Annotated in this window: 12 protein-coding genes; 3 read left to right on the forward strand and 9 right to left on the reverse strand. The window is 64.0% G+C overall.

What is annotated here, in order from left to right; all coding sequences use genetic code 11:
• Positions 1 to 53: 53 nt before the first annotated feature.
• Together ACZ51H_RS14430 and ACZ51H_RS14435 are read left to right on the forward strand one after the other, a co-directional pair.
• Positions 54 to 1,124 (forward strand): Rieske 2Fe-2S domain-containing protein, encoded by a 1,071-nt coding sequence (locus tag ACZ51H_RS14430; protein WP_464803402.1) that lies wholly within the window; start codon positions 54 to 56, stop codon positions 1,122 to 1,124.
• A 28-nt stretch (positions 1,125 to 1,152) separates the two neighbouring features.
• Positions 1,153 to 1,923 (forward strand): SDR family NAD(P)-dependent oxidoreductase, encoded by a 771-nt coding sequence (locus tag ACZ51H_RS14435; RefSeq protein WP_464773255.1) that lies wholly within the window; start codon positions 1,153 to 1,155, stop codon positions 1,921 to 1,923.
• A 251-nt stretch (positions 1,924 to 2,174) separates the two neighbouring features.
• Here the strand turns inward: ACZ51H_RS14435 and ACZ51H_RS14440 are convergent, their stop codons facing one another.
• From ACZ51H_RS14440 to ACZ51H_RS14480, 9 genes are all read right to left on the reverse strand, one after another.
• Positions 2,175 to 2,585 (reverse strand): low affinity iron permease family protein, encoded by a 411-nt coding sequence (locus ACZ51H_RS14440; protein WP_449469518.1) that lies wholly within the window; start codon positions 2,583 to 2,585, stop codon positions 2,175 to 2,177.
• Positions 2,586 to 3,100: 515 nt separating this feature from the next.
• On the reverse strand, positions 3,101 to 3,778 hold the full coding sequence (locus ACZ51H_RS14445) for a hypothetical protein (RefSeq protein ID WP_464803403.1): 678 nt from the start codon (positions 3,776 to 3,778) through the stop codon (positions 3,101 to 3,103).
• 123 nt (positions 3,779 to 3,901) lie between these two features.
• Positions 3,902 to 4,981 (reverse strand): Rieske 2Fe-2S domain-containing protein, encoded by a 1,080-nt coding sequence (locus tag ACZ51H_RS14450; RefSeq protein WP_449469484.1) that lies wholly within the window; start codon positions 4,979 to 4,981, stop codon positions 3,902 to 3,904.
• A gap of 240 nt (positions 4,982 to 5,221) precedes the next feature.
• Complete coding sequence (locus ACZ51H_RS14455; protein ID WP_464803404.1) at positions 5,222 to 6,211, reverse strand: ParB/RepB/Spo0J family partition protein; 990 nt, start codon at positions 6,209 to 6,211, stop codon at positions 5,222 to 5,224.
• 28 nt (positions 6,212 to 6,239) lie between these two features.
• Positions 6,240 to 7,403 carry an EAL domain-containing protein gene (locus ACZ51H_RS14460; protein WP_464803405.1) on the reverse strand — a complete coding sequence of 388 codons (1,164 nt, stop codon included), beginning with the start codon at positions 7,401 to 7,403 and terminating at the stop codon, positions 6,240 to 6,242.
• A 96-nt stretch (positions 7,404 to 7,499) separates the two neighbouring features.
• On the reverse strand, positions 7,500 to 8,900 hold the full coding sequence (locus ACZ51H_RS14465; protein WP_464803406.1) for a hypothetical protein: 1,401 nt from the start codon (positions 8,898 to 8,900) through the stop codon (positions 7,500 to 7,502).
• A 483-nt stretch (positions 8,901 to 9,383) separates the two neighbouring features.
• Positions 9,384 to 9,944, reverse strand: a complete 561-nt coding sequence (locus ACZ51H_RS14470) for a 2OG-Fe(II) oxygenase (protein ID WP_464803407.1) — start codon at positions 9,942 to 9,944, stop codon at positions 9,384 to 9,386.
• 36 nt (positions 9,945 to 9,980) lie between these two features.
• A complete protein-coding gene (locus ACZ51H_RS14475; protein ID WP_464803408.1) occupies positions 9,981 to 11,678 on the reverse strand; it encodes a ShlB/FhaC/HecB family hemolysin secretion/activation protein in 1,698 nt (565 codons plus the stop codon).
• A gap of 365 nt (positions 11,679 to 12,043) precedes the next feature.
• Positions 12,044 to 12,982 carry a tetratricopeptide repeat protein gene (locus tag ACZ51H_RS14480; protein ID WP_464803409.1) on the reverse strand — a complete coding sequence of 313 codons (939 nt, stop codon included), beginning with the start codon at positions 12,980 to 12,982 and terminating at the stop codon, positions 12,044 to 12,046.
• Between the two features lie 189 nt (positions 12,983 to 13,171).
• Here ACZ51H_RS14480 and ACZ51H_RS14485 point away from each other — a divergent pair, with 189 nt between their 5' ends.
• The gene (locus ACZ51H_RS14485) at positions 13,172 to 15,649 is read left to right on the forward strand and encodes a cyclic nucleotide-binding domain-containing protein (protein WP_464803485.1); all 2,478 of its coding nucleotides are present in this window, start codon (positions 13,172 to 13,174) and stop codon (positions 15,647 to 15,649) included.
• The last annotated feature ends 1 nt before the right edge of the window (position 15,650 follow it).

Genomic DNA, 15,650 nt, shown 5'->3' on the forward strand with positions numbered 1-15,650 from the left:
CCGGTGGTGTCCTTATCCCACTATGCGCGCGAAATAAGAGAGAGGATGGACGGATGGCGACCACGGCCGACTATGGCTTGGGCGAATATGCTTTTCCCCGTGGCTGGTTCATGATCGCACGGGGCGAGGATGTCGTTGCCGTGCCCACGGCGCTGCGCATGTTCGGGCGCGATCTGGTGCTATATCGCGGGGAGAGCGGGCGGGCGGCGCTGCTGGATGCCTATTGTCCGCATATGGGCGCGCATCTGGCGGCGGAGCAAAGTTCAGGCGCGGGCGCGCGGCGTATCGAGGGGGACTCGATCCGTTGTCCCTATCATGCGTGGCGCTTCGGGCCAGACGGCATTTGCAATAATGTGCCCTATTTCGACGGGCCGCTGCCCCCGGCGGCGCGGGTGCGCGCCTATCCGGTGGAGGAGCGCTTCGGATGCCTGTTCGCCTGGCATGATCCTGAACAGATGGAGCCAGACTATCCCCTGCCCGACCTGCCGGAATGGGAAGATGCGGGGTGGGTGCGCTGCATCTATGATGATCTGGGGCAGATACCCGTCCATCCGCAGGAGATTATCGACAATCTGGTCGATGCGCGGCATTTCGGGCCGGTCCACGGGCAACGGCTCGCCTATTTCAACTCGCGCTTCGACGGCGTCACCGGACGGCAGCTGTCCGGCGGAGGTCATGAGACGATGACCAGCGAGGGCGGCGTGCTGGACGTCGATGCTTATTATACTGGGCCGGGCATCCTGATCGCGCGCTTTTCGGGTGAGACGGATGCGGTGCAGATCGTGCTGCATACGCCGGTCGAGGATGGCGTGACCCATGTGTGGCATGGCATCATCACGCGGGGACGACAGGTGCCGCCCTCCGCAGAAGATGTCGAACTGCATGGTCAATATCAGCAGCTTGGCCTGTCCGCCTTCTCGCAGGATTTCGAGATTTGGCGGACGAAGGCGCCCGCGTTGCAGATATTGCGCCTGCCGACCGATGGGCCGTTCCACCGCAACCGCGCATGGTATCGGCAATTCTACAATCCGCGCGCGCAGGCGGCGAGCCATCAGGGCCGCGCCAATGGCGACCATGCCACCAAGGGGCTGGATCAGGCGCCGACGGCCGCAGCGGCCGAATGAGATTTAAACGGAAGAGGATAGAACAGGCATGAACAGGGATTTCCCGGAAGGCGCGGCGCTCATCTTTGGCGGCAGCGGCGGGATCGGCAAGGGCGTCGCGGTCGAGTTCGCCAAGTCGGGCACGGACGTCGCCATCTGCTATCGCAGCAAGAAGGACGTGGCCGAAGCGACGGCGCAGGCCATTGAAGCTTTGGGCGTCAAGGCCAGCCTGCATCAGGTCGATGTGCGCGATCGCGCTTCGGTGGACGCGGTCGTGGCGTCCGCCACCGCCGCCCATGGCCGCGTGCATAGCGTCGTGTGGGGCGCGGGGCCGCTGGTGCCGCAAGTCGCGATCGCCGAATGGAGCGACGAGCAGTTCCGGCAGGCGATGGAGGTCGAAGTGTTCGGCTTTTACAATGCCGCCCGCGCCTTCATCCCGCACATGCGCGAAAAGGGCGGCGGGTCGTTCGTCCATCTGGGATCGGCGGGGCATGATTGGTGGCCCAAGCTCGATGGCCTGTCGGTCGCGCCCAAGGCAGCGAACGAGGCGCTGATCAAGGGCATCGCCAAGGAAGAAGGCAAATATGAGATCCGCGCCAATTCGGTGCTGGTCGGCGTCATCGACGCGGGCATGTTCCATGAACTGACCGCGCAGGGCGTGTTCGACGATTATTGGATCGCGGAGACCAAGAAGCTGCTCTGCCTGAAGCGCTGGGGCCAGTCGGAGGATATCGGTCAGGCGGCGGTGTTCTTTGCATCCGAACGCGCCCGCTATGTGACCGGGCAGGTGATTTCGGTGTCGGGCGGCTTTGGGGTCTGATGCTGTCGCAGCGCGGTTTGTGAGAGGTTCTTAGGGGGGAGGGCTTACCACCCTCTCCCTTTCCGCTTCCTGTCCGCTAGAGCATGAGCATCTTTGCGTGATCGTCACTCCGAACTTGCTCCGGGGTCCCGCTTCTGTTCTGACGCTGCCGAGGCAGCGGGACCCCGGGTCGAGCCCGGGGTGACGGAAAAGGAGCCTAGCGCGTAAACTCATACGAGCGGGAAACCGATCCTGATCTGGAGTGCGAAGCTCTAGGTCCGTCGCAGGACATGTTCGACGCTATCGTCGGCTGTACCGGCTTTCCCTTCGTCGCAGCCGACTTCCTTTTCCAGCGCGGCGCGGATTTCTTCGACCTCGTTCGCGCTGCGATGTTCTATGCCGATAAACTGTTCGCGCGCGGCGTCCAGAGCGCGGATGACCTCGTCCAGCTTTGCCTGCATGGCGGCGGCGTCGCGGTTCTGGCTGTTCTGGATCAGGAAGACCATCAGGAAAGTGACGATGGTCGTGCCGGTGTTGATGATCAGCTGCCAGGTGTCCGAATAGCCGAACAAGGGGCCGGTCACGCCCCATATCAGAATGAGCCCCAGCGCGAACACAAAGCTGAGCGGCTGGCCCGCGGCTGAGGCGATCCGGGTGGCCATGGCGGTGAAGATGCGGTCCATATCATGTCCCTAAATGCTGCTGCCGCTGGTCATTCGGAACCAGCAACATTTAGAAACATTCAACCAGGCGAAATGATCAACGCCGCTGCGATAAAAGCCACGGGATACGCAATATCTACCCTGAGCGTCATCGTCTTAGACGGAAGCATCGGCATTAAGGCTGCTTTTCCGTCGCCCCGAGCTTTACCTGGGGTCCCGATGCCTCGACAGTCTCAGAACAGAAGCGGGACCCCGGATCAAGTCCGGGGTGACGAGTACTAGAGCGCGCTGCGTTAAATCCGACGCAAGACGCGCGCTCTAGCTATTTGTCGCCGCATCGTTTTTTGCGCAAAACCGGTTCCCACTTTTGCGCACGATGCTCTAATAATGATCATGCCCTAGTCGCCGGAGTGGTGTCGTCGGCATGGGGCTGCGACGGCGCAGCTTGCCGCATAAATCTGCTGATCATGGTGGGTCAGGGAGCAGCCCGCGCCGCCATCTGCGACTGCGAGCAGGCTCCCCTTGCTACCCGTAGATTAGAGTTCGACCACCGACAGGATGTGGCTGTCAAAGCCCGGCCACACATAGTCGAACTCCAGGATCAGCGTGTCGCCGATCTGGCCGCTCGTCAGCAAATCCGTCTCGACGAACAGCTGAAGGCCGTTGCGGCCATAGGCATAGCGCGTGACGTTGCCGAAGGCGGGTGACGCGTCCAGTTGCGCGTCGATTTCCGCATTGCCCTGACGGGGGCGATTGACCTTTACCTTCAGGCGGCCCTTCAGGTCCGGATCATTTTCATTCGCGTCCATGAGGGCGAGCGTCATCTTTTCGATCACTTCGAAAGAATCGAGCAGCGTTCCGATGTGGAACGTATATTCGGGATCGGAGTCGACAGCTTCGCGCAGCGCGGCAACCGCCGCATGTTCCTTGTCCGTGCCATAGCCCAGCGCTTCGCGCGCGGCCTTGTTCAGCGCGGCCTGCGCCGCTGGCAGCGCGGCCAGGTAAAAGATGCCATCGCCGCGGCTGCGGTTGTCGTTATGCACCACGAAACGATAGAAGTTTCCCTGGGGAAAGGGCAGCATCTGCGTTTCCACGAAGCCCAGAAGCGTCAGCAGCTTGGCCGCGACAGGGCCGTCCTCCGCATTCGGATAATATAGGGCAACATGCCCCATCGAACGCATGCAATCCTGTGCCTCTACCGCCAACGTCGCCATTTCATGTCTCCTGATCCGGCCGCTCACACGGTCCGTATTACGTGGAAAATCCGCCCGATCGGGCCATCCATCCTGAACGCCGTTAGTTGCGCCAAGCAACCGTTGGCGCAACCTGATCCGCCATTATGCCGCCTGCGTGGAACTACGCTTGTCGAGTGTGACATGCAGGCCGTTGGTGCGCTTGTGCATGTCCGGCGTCTTGTCGCGCGGGTTGTAGAACTGCTTGTACCAGCTGCGCACCTTGCCATAGGGGCCGTCATTGGGGATGACGAGCGGGTTGAGGCACGCCCGCTTATTCTGCCAGATCTCGACATCCTGGGCGAAGGCCAGGCGGCTGCCTTCCTGATATTCGAGGGCTGCGGCGCGCAGCTCGTCGGTGACGGGCGCAGTGCCGTCATTCACCTGCACCATCAGGCCGTGCCAGACGCGGATCTTGCCATCCTCGATCGGCGTGTGGGTGATCATGATGAAGCTGTCGAACGTTCCCGCCATCTCCGACTGGAGGATCGAGGGGCCGGTGTACCAGGTGTCGAGCGTCAGCACGTCCTCGGGGTTCAGCGTCAGCGTGCGGTGCCCGGCGGCATAATATTGGTGGACGATATGATCCTTGAACTCATTGGCGAAGTAGACGAAATCCTTGGCGCCATGGATCGGGATGAAATGGCCGAAGTCGGCCATGTTATCGACCACCTCGATCGGGTGGATATCAAGATCGCCCATATAGTCGATCTTCCAGTTGACCCAGCCCGGCGCGTCATAATGGCCACCAAAGTCGGGCAGGTCGAAATTGGGTTCGAGCCCTTCGGGATCATGCCAGATCCAGATCGTGCCCGCCCGCTCCATCGCCGGGAAGGTCTTGAGCTTGGCCGCCTTGGGCACGAAGTCGGAATAGGGGATATTCTTGCACTGGCCGTCCGGGCCATATTGCCAGCCGTGGAAGGGGCAGCGGATCGATTCGCCCTCCACCTGCTCGCCATCGCGCACGATGTAGCTCGTCGTATTCTTCGCCAGATGCGCGCCCATGTGCGGGCAATAGGCCTCCGTCACATAGACCTTGCCGCTCTCGCCACGGTACATCACCATGTCCTGGCCAAGATAGCGCATCGCCTTGGGCGTGCTCGTCGCCTCAGCGCTCTCACCCACCATGAACCAGCCACGCGGAAAGGTGAAGTCTCCCAGACGATAGTCCGACGATGTCGCCATTTCTTGATCCTCTCACTCGCTACCTGACGTAGCAGGACGGGCCGCTCGCCCATATGAACCATATGGCGATCAGCCCGACCACGATAACTGCTGCCATATAATTTACGCAAAGCCATCCGCCCGCGCAAGTTACTTATCGCCAATAAGCTTGAACCGGCCCTTAATACTGCGCATTGGAGAAACGGCCGCCCAGCGTCATCCCGACGTTGCGTAGGCGCAAACTCACGGAGCCGTGGCCGCTTAAGCCATCGCCCGCGCGGCCGATATCGTCTCTCGCAACGTCGCGAGCAAGGCGTCGAGATCGGCATCGTTGGCGACGCTGACATCCAGCATGACGGCCCCCTTGGCAACGCGTGCCCGGCCGATGCGATCGCCGTCTGCGAGGATCACGATCTCACCCATATCCCTGGGCCGCCGCGCGGCGGCCTGACGCAGGCGGGACAGGACCGTCGCGGATGGCAGCATCGGCCCGTCACCGGTAGCGCGCGCCTGCTGCTCTGTCGCGATGATCCGCGCTTCGGCGATCACGTCCGCCCGCTGCTCGTTCCTGCGCAGCAGCGGGGTCAGCAATTCGGAATAGCGGACCTTCAGATCTTCCTTCGTGGCGAAGGCCTGGATCACCTCTTCAGGCAGTTGGGCAAGGGCGAGCAGGCGGCTGAGCTGGCTGTTGGACAGGCCCAGCGCTTGCGCCATGCGCGATTGTACGCCGCCATAGAAGCGGTCCACCGCTTGCTGATAGCTGCGCGCGCGGTCGAGTTCGCAAATGTCGGCTCGTTCCCGATTCTCGATGTCGGCGAGACGGAAGGCTTCCTCGTCGGACAGCTCGACCAGCAGCGCGTTGAGGCGCAATTCAGGGCGGCCATTATGATTGAGCCAGTCGATCGCAAAGCGGCGGCGGCTGCCGACGAGCAGTTGGTAGGGCTGCTCCGACGCGCCGGTGTTCAAGCGCACCAGCACGGGAATGCGGTTACCGCCCTCGGCCGCAATGGATTCGATCAGCGACCGGCAGCTGTCGGGATTGAGGCCTGGCTGATCGCGCGGATTGCCGTCCCAGACCACGCATTCGTCAGGCTGGATCAACATCGGCGCTCGGCTGTCGACCCTGCTCTCGGCAAAGCTGGTGAGCCGGTCGTCCAGGCGACCCAGCGCCGCCTGCTCGGCCATGGCCGCGCGGCCGATTTTGCCATCGCGGGACAGCGTCGCCATCATCTCCCGTATCAAGGCCACCATTCCATCCATCCTCTGTTGCTGGACTGCATTAGCGCCATGTGCCCTGCCCCGCCCGCTGGACTGCGTCCGTAATGGTGCGAGTGAGGGGCAGCGGGAGCCTTCTTTGCGTGTACGCAAAAGCGGGATCAACGTAGGCTGACTCGGCGCCATCGACGATCACGGTCGATGTCATGGTCCGGGCAAGACCCAGAAGATAGGCGATGCGCGACCGGTTGCTTTCCGATGTACAGGCCGTGTGCAGGAACGGGCTGTCCAGCTTCACCATATCGGGGGATAGCGCCATTAGCTGCCCGACCGAGGCGCGGCCCGATCCGAAGCGCGATACCGATATCCGGACGCCCAACGCGCGCAAGGTCCTGACGAAGGCCAGCGCGTCGCGAAACAGGATGATGTCGCTATGGTCGCTGATCTCGATCACCAGCCGCCGCGCGACCTGTGGCGCTTGCCTTAGCCGGTCGAGCAGTTCGCCCCAGCCCGCCGCTTCACCGTGCAGGTTGAGCGATAGGCTTTGGGGCGAAAGCGCGACGGACAGGCAGGCGGTCGGGTCGACTTCCAGTTCCCGCAGCACGTCGCGCACCAGCAATCGGTCGATCAGATGGGCCAGGCCGAGCCGCTCCAGCGCGGCGTAGCTTGTGGCGCAGTCGGCTTGGTCGCCGGTCAGCGTCGCTTCATGATATAGGGTTCCGCGGTTATCCTCTGCCCGCGACACCGGACGCCAGCGGATGAAGGCTGTGCCGTCCTGCACCTGATGCAAGAGAGCGGCGGCCTGCGCCATGTCTTTGCGGTAGAAGGCTGTGGCCTCGCCGGGTCGGATGGCAATGGCCCCCTGATGAAGGCTGGAGGCCGTGAACCGGGCGCGCGCCTCCCCTTCCCCGGTGTCGGCATGGCCTGCGGATATGGACAGCAATATATCGCGGCCTTCGTACCGGAATGGTTCGCTGTCGAGCGCCTCGCAGAGTCTTTCGACTAGCCTTCCCACAGGCAGGGACCGCATCAACGGATAGCGCGCGGTCAGCGTGATCTGGCCTCCCTCCACCCCGCGAAGGTTGATGCGGCCCAGATGCCGCCGCGCCGCATGGGTCGCATGATCGACCGCGCCACAGGCGGCACCGGCACCATAGGCCGCTTCGATCGCATGAAAATTATTGAGACTTATGACGAGCAGATGCTCGGCCTGATGGGGTTTCGTCAAAGGCAGATCCTTTCAGTGAACCCGGCGCACAAGGAAAGGGACGGGAAGGTTTGAGGAGGCGGCGCCCACCGCCTCCTCTCCCCTCCGTGGGAAGGCCTAGCGACCCAGCAAGCCTCCCAACAGGCCGGTAACCGGCGCGATCGGGCTTTGTTCGCCCGTCGATGGAGCCGAAGCGCCGCCGAGCAGCCCGGTAACGGGCGCCAACAGTGATTCCCCGCCACCGCCTGCGGGCAGTGCCGGAGCCAGCCCGTTGACGGCGTCGAGTACGGGGGAAGCGACGCTGTCGACGGTGGATGTCACCGTGGCGACGACGGGCGCGGCGCCGGTCACGACCTGATTGACCGCAGCGCCCGCTTGCGCCCCCAGCACGCCGCCGACGAGGTTGCCGACCGGCGCAAGTCCGGCCTCCACGCCCGTCGTGGTTGTCGGGACCGTCACATCGACGATCGTCCCCTGCGTCAGCACGTCGGCGGTCAGCAGCTGCCCCTGCGCCGGGGCCGTGGTGGACGGCAACAGGTTGACCCCGGCCAGCGTGCCGCTGGTGGAGGGACCCGTTACCGCCTCACCACCGACATTGGCGCCGATCAGCGGCCCGCCGAGCAGGCCGCCCGACGCTTCGCCGCCACCGCCGAGCGCACCTGTCAGGCCGCCCGCGACGGTTTCAACCAGCCCCGTAACGGGGGCAAGCGCGCCATCGCTGCCGACAAGCGGAGCCGTGATGGGCGCGAGCGCGCCGTTCAGCGTGTCGAGCACGGGCGCCGTCACCTGGGTGGCGGCGGAGGTCACCGTTGCCACTACGGGGGCGAGGCCATCGGTCAACTGGGTGACCGTGCCGCCCGCCTGATCGCCCAGCAAGGTTCCGGCGAGCGAACCCACCGGCGCCAGTCCCTGCTGCACGCCCGCGACGGTGGTCGGCAGGGTGGCCTGCACAACGGTGCCATCTCCGTTCAGCAGATTGACCGTGGCAACGGTTCCGGTCGCGCTCCCGGCGTCGGACAGGGCATTGAGGCCGACCAATGATCCGGGACCTGTCGGACCCGTGATCGCCTGATTACCCAGATTGACGCCGATCAGCGAGCCGGTGGTGGGGCCAGTGGGGCCAGACGGGCCGGTCGGACCTGTGGGGCCACCGGGTCCAGTAGGGCCTCCGGGACCTGTCGGGCCGTTCGGTCCTGTTGGGCCGCCGGGGCCTGTCGGACCACCTGGACCCGTAGGACCGTTCGGGCCGGTGGGTCCACCTGGACCCGTGGGACCGCCTGGACCCGTTGGGCCACCGGGGCCGCTGGGGCCGCCCGGACCCGTGGGACCGCCTGGACCCGTTGGGCCACCCGGACCGGTCGGGCCACCGGGACCCGATGGCCCGGAAGGCGTCTTGCCGCCTGCCGTGCGGACACTGAAACCTACGCCATCGGAGCAGGCGCCGAGTAGGAAAAGCGGAATCGCCGTGGCGCAAAGCAGCAGACGCCGCCCTGACCGCGCTGGCCCAACCAAAGACATGCTACAATCTCCCTGTTCAATGCGAACATCATCGCAAGGCCCCAAGGCTAAGCACGGCATTCCCTTACGGCTTGTTCTAAAATCACCGATTTGGTGAGATTTCGGCGTTGGAGGCGAAGAGGTGTGGGAGGGGATGTGGGAAGCGTGGGGTTAGGTACGCAAAGGGTGCGAGGGTGCGGTTTTTGGGTGGAAATTAGGTGGCGAGATTGGGGAAATTGGGGTTGGGCGGCTTTGAACGGCGCAAAATGGCGACTTGGGGATGTTTTTGGGCTTTGTCCATTTTGGTTCGATCTTTCCGATGCTGGCTGCGGCCGTTGGGAACTGATTAGGCGAGCGGCCTTACTCCCTCTCCCCTTCAGGGGAGAGGGTTGGGGAGAGGGGAGCAACGTCGCCTTTCAGTCCCCTCTCCCGCCTTCGCTACGCTCGGCACCTCGGCCAGAGTCACGTGCCTCTGGCCGACCCCTGAAGGGGAGAGGGAAAACCTCACCGCCAGCGTGGCCCTTCGACCCAGGTCACCAAGCTCCGCCGTACTCCGGCCGTCACCGGCAGCACCCGATGTTGGAGGAAGGACGGAAAGATCAACAGGCTTCCCCGCGCCGCGAATGTTGCGCCGGGTTGAGCCACGCAGAAAAATTCGAACGCGCCACCTTCATACTCCTCCGGCTCGGACAGTTGCACCACGACCGACAGCTTGCGGTCGAACGGGCGGCCTGATTCCAGCCACACATCCTGATGCCAGTCATATTTGCCCTGCTGGGTGGCGTGATATTCGGTGAACTGCACTTCATAGGGTGCAACGATGTCCACGCCGAAGTTGGTCCGGTTGGAGGCGCCGACAAATTGCATCAGCCGGTCGATAATGTCCTTTTCCCGCAACGGATCGAACCAGCGGATGATGGAGGATCGATAGGCCTGATCATCCCGGCTGCTGTCCGCGAAGCCGACCGTCGCCGACTGGTCGGCATAGAAGTCCGCCCGCTTGACGATAGCGTCGCATTCGGCGGCCGTCAGCGCTGATGGCCACACTTCCCACACATTATTCATGATCTCAGCCTTCCTTTGCGTACACGCAAAATGGGGTCAGAAGGCGCGCCCGATGCCGAAGAAGAAGCGCGCCCGGCGCGAATCTGCGCTGGCGATGCGCTTGATCAGCACGGCAACCTCCGCGCTCGCCCGCCATTTGCTGCCGATGCCGATGCGCACGCCGCCACCAGCCGATGCGAGCGAGACATTCTCGGCGGGCAGGCGGTAATAGGGACGCGCGACCGCATGCGCGACCGCGCCATCGGCATAGGTGAAGAGTGTTGCCTTCTGCAAAACCCCCGCTCGGGCAGGGGTCCAGCTGAGTTCAGCGCCGCCCGCAATGGCCTGTTCGGCGGTCCTGATCCCCAACGGGAACGCCATGCCAGCGCCGCTGCCGCCTAATGAAAAGCGCTCTGTCACCGGCAACCTGTCGCGGGAATATTGCGCCTTCGCATTCAGTTTCAGGGCGACGCGCTTCGACAGGGTGCGCACGGCCACCGCCTGCACATTGACCTTGGTGAAGATTTTTTCCGAAAAGCCGGTGAAGGCCCGCGCGCCCAATAGGCCCACGCCCCGGCTGACGACCGCCGACAGGGCCTGCCCCTGCCGCTGGTCGGAATGCGACCAGGATGCACCCAGCCGCACCGCCCGCGATTTATAGTCTCCAAATCGGACATCGAGGAAATAATTGCTGCTGTCGATCCCGTCGATCGAGGCGTTCACGGTCAGGTTGGTCTTGTTGGAGCGGACCAGCGCGTGGCTGATCGTCAGCCCCGCCAGCGTCGCTTCTCCTTCGATCGGCCGGTCGCGCACGCGGCTTTTCATATGGGCGATGTTGGCGGACAGGGTCGTGCCGTTGCTGCCGATCGGGGTGGAGTGGCTTAGGGAAAAGAGTTGATAGCGCTCGGGGTAGAAGGGCAGATAGCCCGCGATCCGGCTACTGTCGCCTTCGCGCAATACGCCGTTTACGGTCACCGACAATTGCGCCTGCACGCCGTCGATCACGTTGTTGACAGCGCTATTGTCGATCAGGATGCCGATCTGCACCTGCTCGCGCTTAACGACCAGGTCCAGGATCAGATCGCCTTCGCCCCCGCCCTGCCGCACCCGCGCCTCGACGCTTTGGCCCGGTATGTCGCGCAGCAGGCCTAGCGCGCGTTCCAGCGTCGCCTTGCGCAGCGGCGTATCGCGCTTCAGCCGCCGCATCTGCGCATCGATCAGGCGGGTCGGCATGCTGGGGGAAACGCCCGCCAGCCGATATTCCTTCACCCGTCCTTCGACGATCTTGGCGATTAGCTGGCCGCCTGCTGGCACCTGCGCCGGAATGGACACGGAATAGAAGGCGATGTCGCTGCGGGCGTAGGCATCGCTTACCGCCTTCGCCACCGCCTGCAATGTCTCACGCGTCAATGGCCGTCCGATCAACGGAGTCACCGCCTTGTCCAGCAGCGGCATGGGCAGGGAGGTGCCCATATAATGCACCCGCGCCAGCCGGACGCTTTCGGCCGCGTTACCCACCGTTCCGACCGCAGGGGCGGGCGCGGCGACAGTTACGGAAGGGGAAGGGGCAATGCCCGGTGCGACCCGATCAGCCCTATCCCGGTCGATCACTGGCGCAGAGGCACCCTCTCCCGGCCCGGCGATCTGCGCCGCTGCGGGAGCGGCCATTGTGACGAGCGCCACCGCCGCCACAATCGCCTTCAGCCCATCCAGAACCCTGTTGAAACCCATTTGCCCCATGCCGCCCCACGCCATGGAAAATGGCGCCTGCCAGCATCAGGGCCTAGAGCAATGTCTTTGCGATTTGGCCCCGAAGTGGAACCGATTTGGTGCATTTTTGCCCGATTCTCCATCGGGACAAGCGGCGATTGTCACCAGATTGGCGGGATCGTCCCGGAGGTGGAGCGGGAAGGGCGTAGGGCCGGTCGAGCCGTTGCACACGTCAGGCCCCCCGCGCTGGAGGCGAGAGGAGGGAAATTACGCAGGTCGCGCCCCTTCCCCTCCGTCAGGCCGTTGGCCTGCCACCTCCCCATCTGACGATGGGGAGGATTTATTTAACGCCCGGCACTCCCAAACTTCCGTCATCCCGGCGGAAGCTGGGATGACGAGATATGTAGGGATCAGATTCCGGGCACTCCCAACAGTCGCGCTTCATCCTTCAGCCTTGCGGCCTGCCCCGGATTGGCCTTGCGCGCCGCCTCATACACCGCCTGCGCCTTGGCCGTTTCGCCGAGCGTCATCCGGCTGCGCATCAGCATGATCCAGCCGTCGACATTGGCGGGATTGGCTTTGAGCTTGGCCTCCAGTCCCGACACCATGCCCTCGATCATCGCGTCCTGCTGCCCCTTGGGAAGCTGCGACGCCGACTGCATCTGCTCCCGGCTAGGGCCAGGAATTGCCGCCGTTGCCACCGAGCCGATCGGCGGATGTGGCGCGGTGGGCTTTACTGCGGCAAGGCGTTCCTTCACATCGATGCCGTTGATCTTGCCGACCTGCTCGATCGTGCGGCGCAGGTCCGCTTCCCATGGCGCGCCGGGCGGCGTGTCGGCTAGCAGGGCCAGCCAGTCGCGGATTGCGCCTTCATGATCCTTGACCAGGTCCTTGCGCACTGCCTGGAAATAGCGCGCGCGTGGCTCCTTGGGATCGAGCTTGACCGCCTTGTCGAAAGCGTCTGCGGCTTCCTTCGGCATCGGGTCATGCTCGCTCGCCATCACGACCGCTTCGCCGAGCGAGGACCAGAAGGTCGCGTTGTTCGGGGCGAGCTTCACCGCACGGCGATAGGCGCGCGCCGCGTCGGCGTGGCGGCCGTTTTCGAAATAGGCCCAGCCGAGCATCTGCCAGCCTTCCGCATCGTTGGGATTGGCGCCCACACGCTCCTGCAAGCCGCGGATGACGCTTTCCGGATCGGAAGGCTGCTGGCCGGGCGCGGCGAAGGGGGCGGAGGCCGATGCCGTCTCCGCCTTTTCCGGCCGGTCGCGCCAGACATTATAGCCGACCGACACGATCGCCAGCCCGGCTGCTCCGATGAGAGCCATGCGCCCCACGCTCAGCTTCGCCACTTCCACACCCCCGATAATCTCAACTGCTCTCTAGCGTGACGCAGCGGAATTGATAGAGTGCCCAAAGACTTGATCCGCGCACGATAAACCGGCAGGGGCGTGGCCGGGGCTGCGGGTGATCTCGCAAGAGGGGGGCAATAAGTGACTGACCGCGTGCGTATCGCGATCGTCGGGTCGGGACCGGCGGGGATGAGCGCGGCCGCGCGCGCGGCGCAGCTGGGCATATCCCACCTTCTGATCGAAAAGACGGACCATCTGTCCGACACGATCTTCAAATATCAGAAGGGCAAGCATGTGATGGCGACGCCCAGCCAGCTCGTGCTGCGGTCCGATTGCGATTTCGATGCGGGCAAGCGCGAGGCGATCCTTGGCCGCTGGAACGAGCAGGCCGCCGCGCAGGGCCTGAACGTCGCTTATAATGCAGAGGTGAAGGCGATCAGCGGGACGGGCGATCCCATCCCCGGATCGGTCCAGAAGATCGTGGAGCGCAAGCGGGACGGCTCGACCGATACAAAGGAAATCCAGCGGCTCGCCCCGCCCTATCGCCTGACGCTGACCGACGGGCGGGAAATTATTGCCGACGCGGTGGTCATGGCGATCGGGACGCAGGGCAATCCCAACCTGATGCGCGTTCCGGGCGCGGACCTGCCCCATGTCCAGTATCAGCTGGACGACCCGGCCGACTATAATGACGAGCATATCTTCGTCGTCGGCACCGGGGACGCGGGGATTGAAAATGCCATGGGCCTTGCCGCTGACGAGGCGCAGGGCAATGTCGTCACCATCCTCAACCGGGGCACGGAGTTCGCCAGCGCGAAGCCCGCCAACGTCAAGGCGCTGATGGCCGCCGCCGAAGCCGGTCGCCTGTCGATCATGACGGAATCGACCACGGCGAAGATCGAGCCGGGCTTCATCACGCTCGACAGCCGCGATGGCGAGGTGAAGGTGCCATGCGACCGCATCATCGCCCGCATGGGGTCGGCACCGCCGCGCGCCTTCGTTGAAAGCTGCGGCGTCGAATTTGCGAGCAACGACCGGCTGGCCTTCCCGAAGCTGTCGCCGGTGTTCGAAAGCACCGCGCCCGGCATCTTCGTTATCGGCGCGCTGGCGGGCTATCCGCTGATCAAGCACTGCATGAATCAGGGCTATGACGTTGTCGAATATATCAACGGCAATCGCGACCTGAAACCTGCGGACGAACCGATCCTCGCCGCCAAATTCGCTGCCCTGCCGGGGCAGAAGGGCGTCGCGGAATGGCTGGAATATCTGCGCACCAATGTGTCGATCCTGGAGGGGCTGTCTCCCCTCCAGATGCGCGAGTTCATGCTGGATAGCGAGGTTCGCGCCTACCGCTCCGGCGAGGTGATTTTCGAGAAGCATGATCCCGGCTCCTCGCTATTCGGCATCGCGGCTGGGCAAGCGCTGGTCGAGGTTGCGCCGGGGACCGAGGTTGCGATCGAAGCGGGGAGCATTTTTGGCGAGGTCGGCCTTATCTCAGGCCGCCGCCGCGGCTCGACCGTGCGCGCGGGGACGGACTCGATCATGGTGGAGGTGTCGCGCACGGCGGCGCTGAAGCTCATGTCCTCCAACCCGCCCGCCAAGCGCGCGATCACCCGTATATCGACCGAGCGGCAATTGCTCCAGATGTTCGGCGCGGGGCTAACGCCTGCCGACCTTACCGAAGTGCTCGACGGTGCCGAGATCAAGACCGTCAAGGCGGGCGAGGCGATCCTGACCGAAGGCGACCTTGGCAACGACATCTATGTGATCCGGGTCGGATCGATGATCGTGGAGAAGAAGATCGGGGGGAAGAACGTCTTCCTCTCCTACCTCCCCGCTGGGTCCTATGTCGGCGAAATGGCCCTGATCGCGGGAGGGCCGCGCACCGCCACGGTCAAGGCGACGGTCAAGTCCGAAGTCATCAAGTTGAACGGCGACGCCTTCGCCCGGCTGATGGCGGCCAAGCCCGCTTTGCTGGAGCGCGCGCGCCGCGACATGGCCGCGCGGCAGGACGTCAACGCCTTCATCGAAAGCCGCAAGGACAGCTTCTCCACCGTTGTCGACATGTATAGCGAGACGGCAAAGTTCCTCGTCGATAATGGCATCGGCGAGGCGACCGACGTTCTGCTGATCGACGAGCATCTTTGCGTTGGCTGCGACAATTGCGAAAAAGCCTGCGCCGACAGCCATGAAGGCTTGTCGCGCCTCGACCGCGAGGCTGGGCGCACCTATGCGCATCTGCATGTGCCCACCAGCTGCCGCCATTGCGAGCATCCGCACTGCATGGCCGACTGCCCGCCCAACGCGATCCATCGCGGCCCGGACGGCGAGGTGTTCATCGATGAGACCTGCATCGGCTGCGGCAATTGCCAGCGGAACTGCCCCTATGGCGTGATCCGCATGGACAGCGTGCCGCCGAAAAAGCCGGGCTTGCTCAGCTGGATGTTCTTTGGTGCTGGGCCGGGGCCGGGCGAGCCGTCGAAAAAATGGCGCTACAAGAACAGCGAACCGGGGGTCGAGAAGCCCAAGAAAGCGATCAAGTGCGACATGTGCTCGGGCATTGATGGCGGCCCGGCCTGCGTGCGCGCTTGTCCGACCGGCGCTGCAATCCGTGTGTCGCCGGAGGATTTCCTGACCGTCGCCCGCCTCGATGGGCAGGCGAATTGAG

Source organism: Sphingobium sp. TomMM15, assembly GCF_055397045.1.

Bases quoted from the DNA above. Each gene is read 5' to 3' on its own strand.
- ACZ51H_RS14470 (WP_464803407.1), bottom strand. From the start codon at position 9,944: ATGAATAATGTGTGGGAAGTGTGGCCATCAGCGCTGACGGCCGCCGAA.
- ACZ51H_RS14475 (WP_464803408.1), bottom strand. From the start codon at position 11,678: ATGGCGTGGGGCGGCATGGGGCAAATGGGTTTCAACAGGGTTCTGGAT.
- ACZ51H_RS14435 (WP_464773255.1), top strand. From the start codon at position 1,153: ATGAACAGGGATTTCCCGGAAGGCGCGGCGCTCATCTTTGGCGGCAGC.
- ACZ51H_RS14455 (WP_464803404.1), bottom strand. From the start codon at position 6,211: ATGGTGGCCTTGATACGGGAGATGATGGCGACGCTGTCCCGCGATGGC.
- ACZ51H_RS14440 (WP_449469518.1), bottom strand. From the start codon at position 2,585: ATGGACCGCATCTTCACCGCCATGGCCACCCGGATCGCCTCAGCCGCG.
- ACZ51H_RS14485 (WP_464803485.1), top strand. From the start codon at position 13,172: ATGAGCGCGGCCGCGCGCGCGGCGCAGCTGGGCATATCCCACCTTCTG.
- ACZ51H_RS14450 (WP_449469484.1), bottom strand. From the start codon at position 4,981: ATGGCGACATCGTCGGACTATCGTCTGGGAGACTTCACCTTTCCGCGT.
- ACZ51H_RS14445 (WP_464803403.1), bottom strand. From the start codon at position 3,778: ATGGCGACGTTGGCGGTAGAGGCACAGGATTGCATGCGTTCGATGGGG.
- ACZ51H_RS14430 (WP_464803402.1), top strand. From the start codon at position 54: ATGGCGACCACGGCCGACTATGGCTTGGGCGAATATGCTTTTCCCCGT.
- ACZ51H_RS14465 (WP_464803406.1), bottom strand. From the start codon at position 8,900: ATGTCTTTGGTTGGGCCAGCGCGGTCAGGGCGGCGTCTGCTGCTTTGC.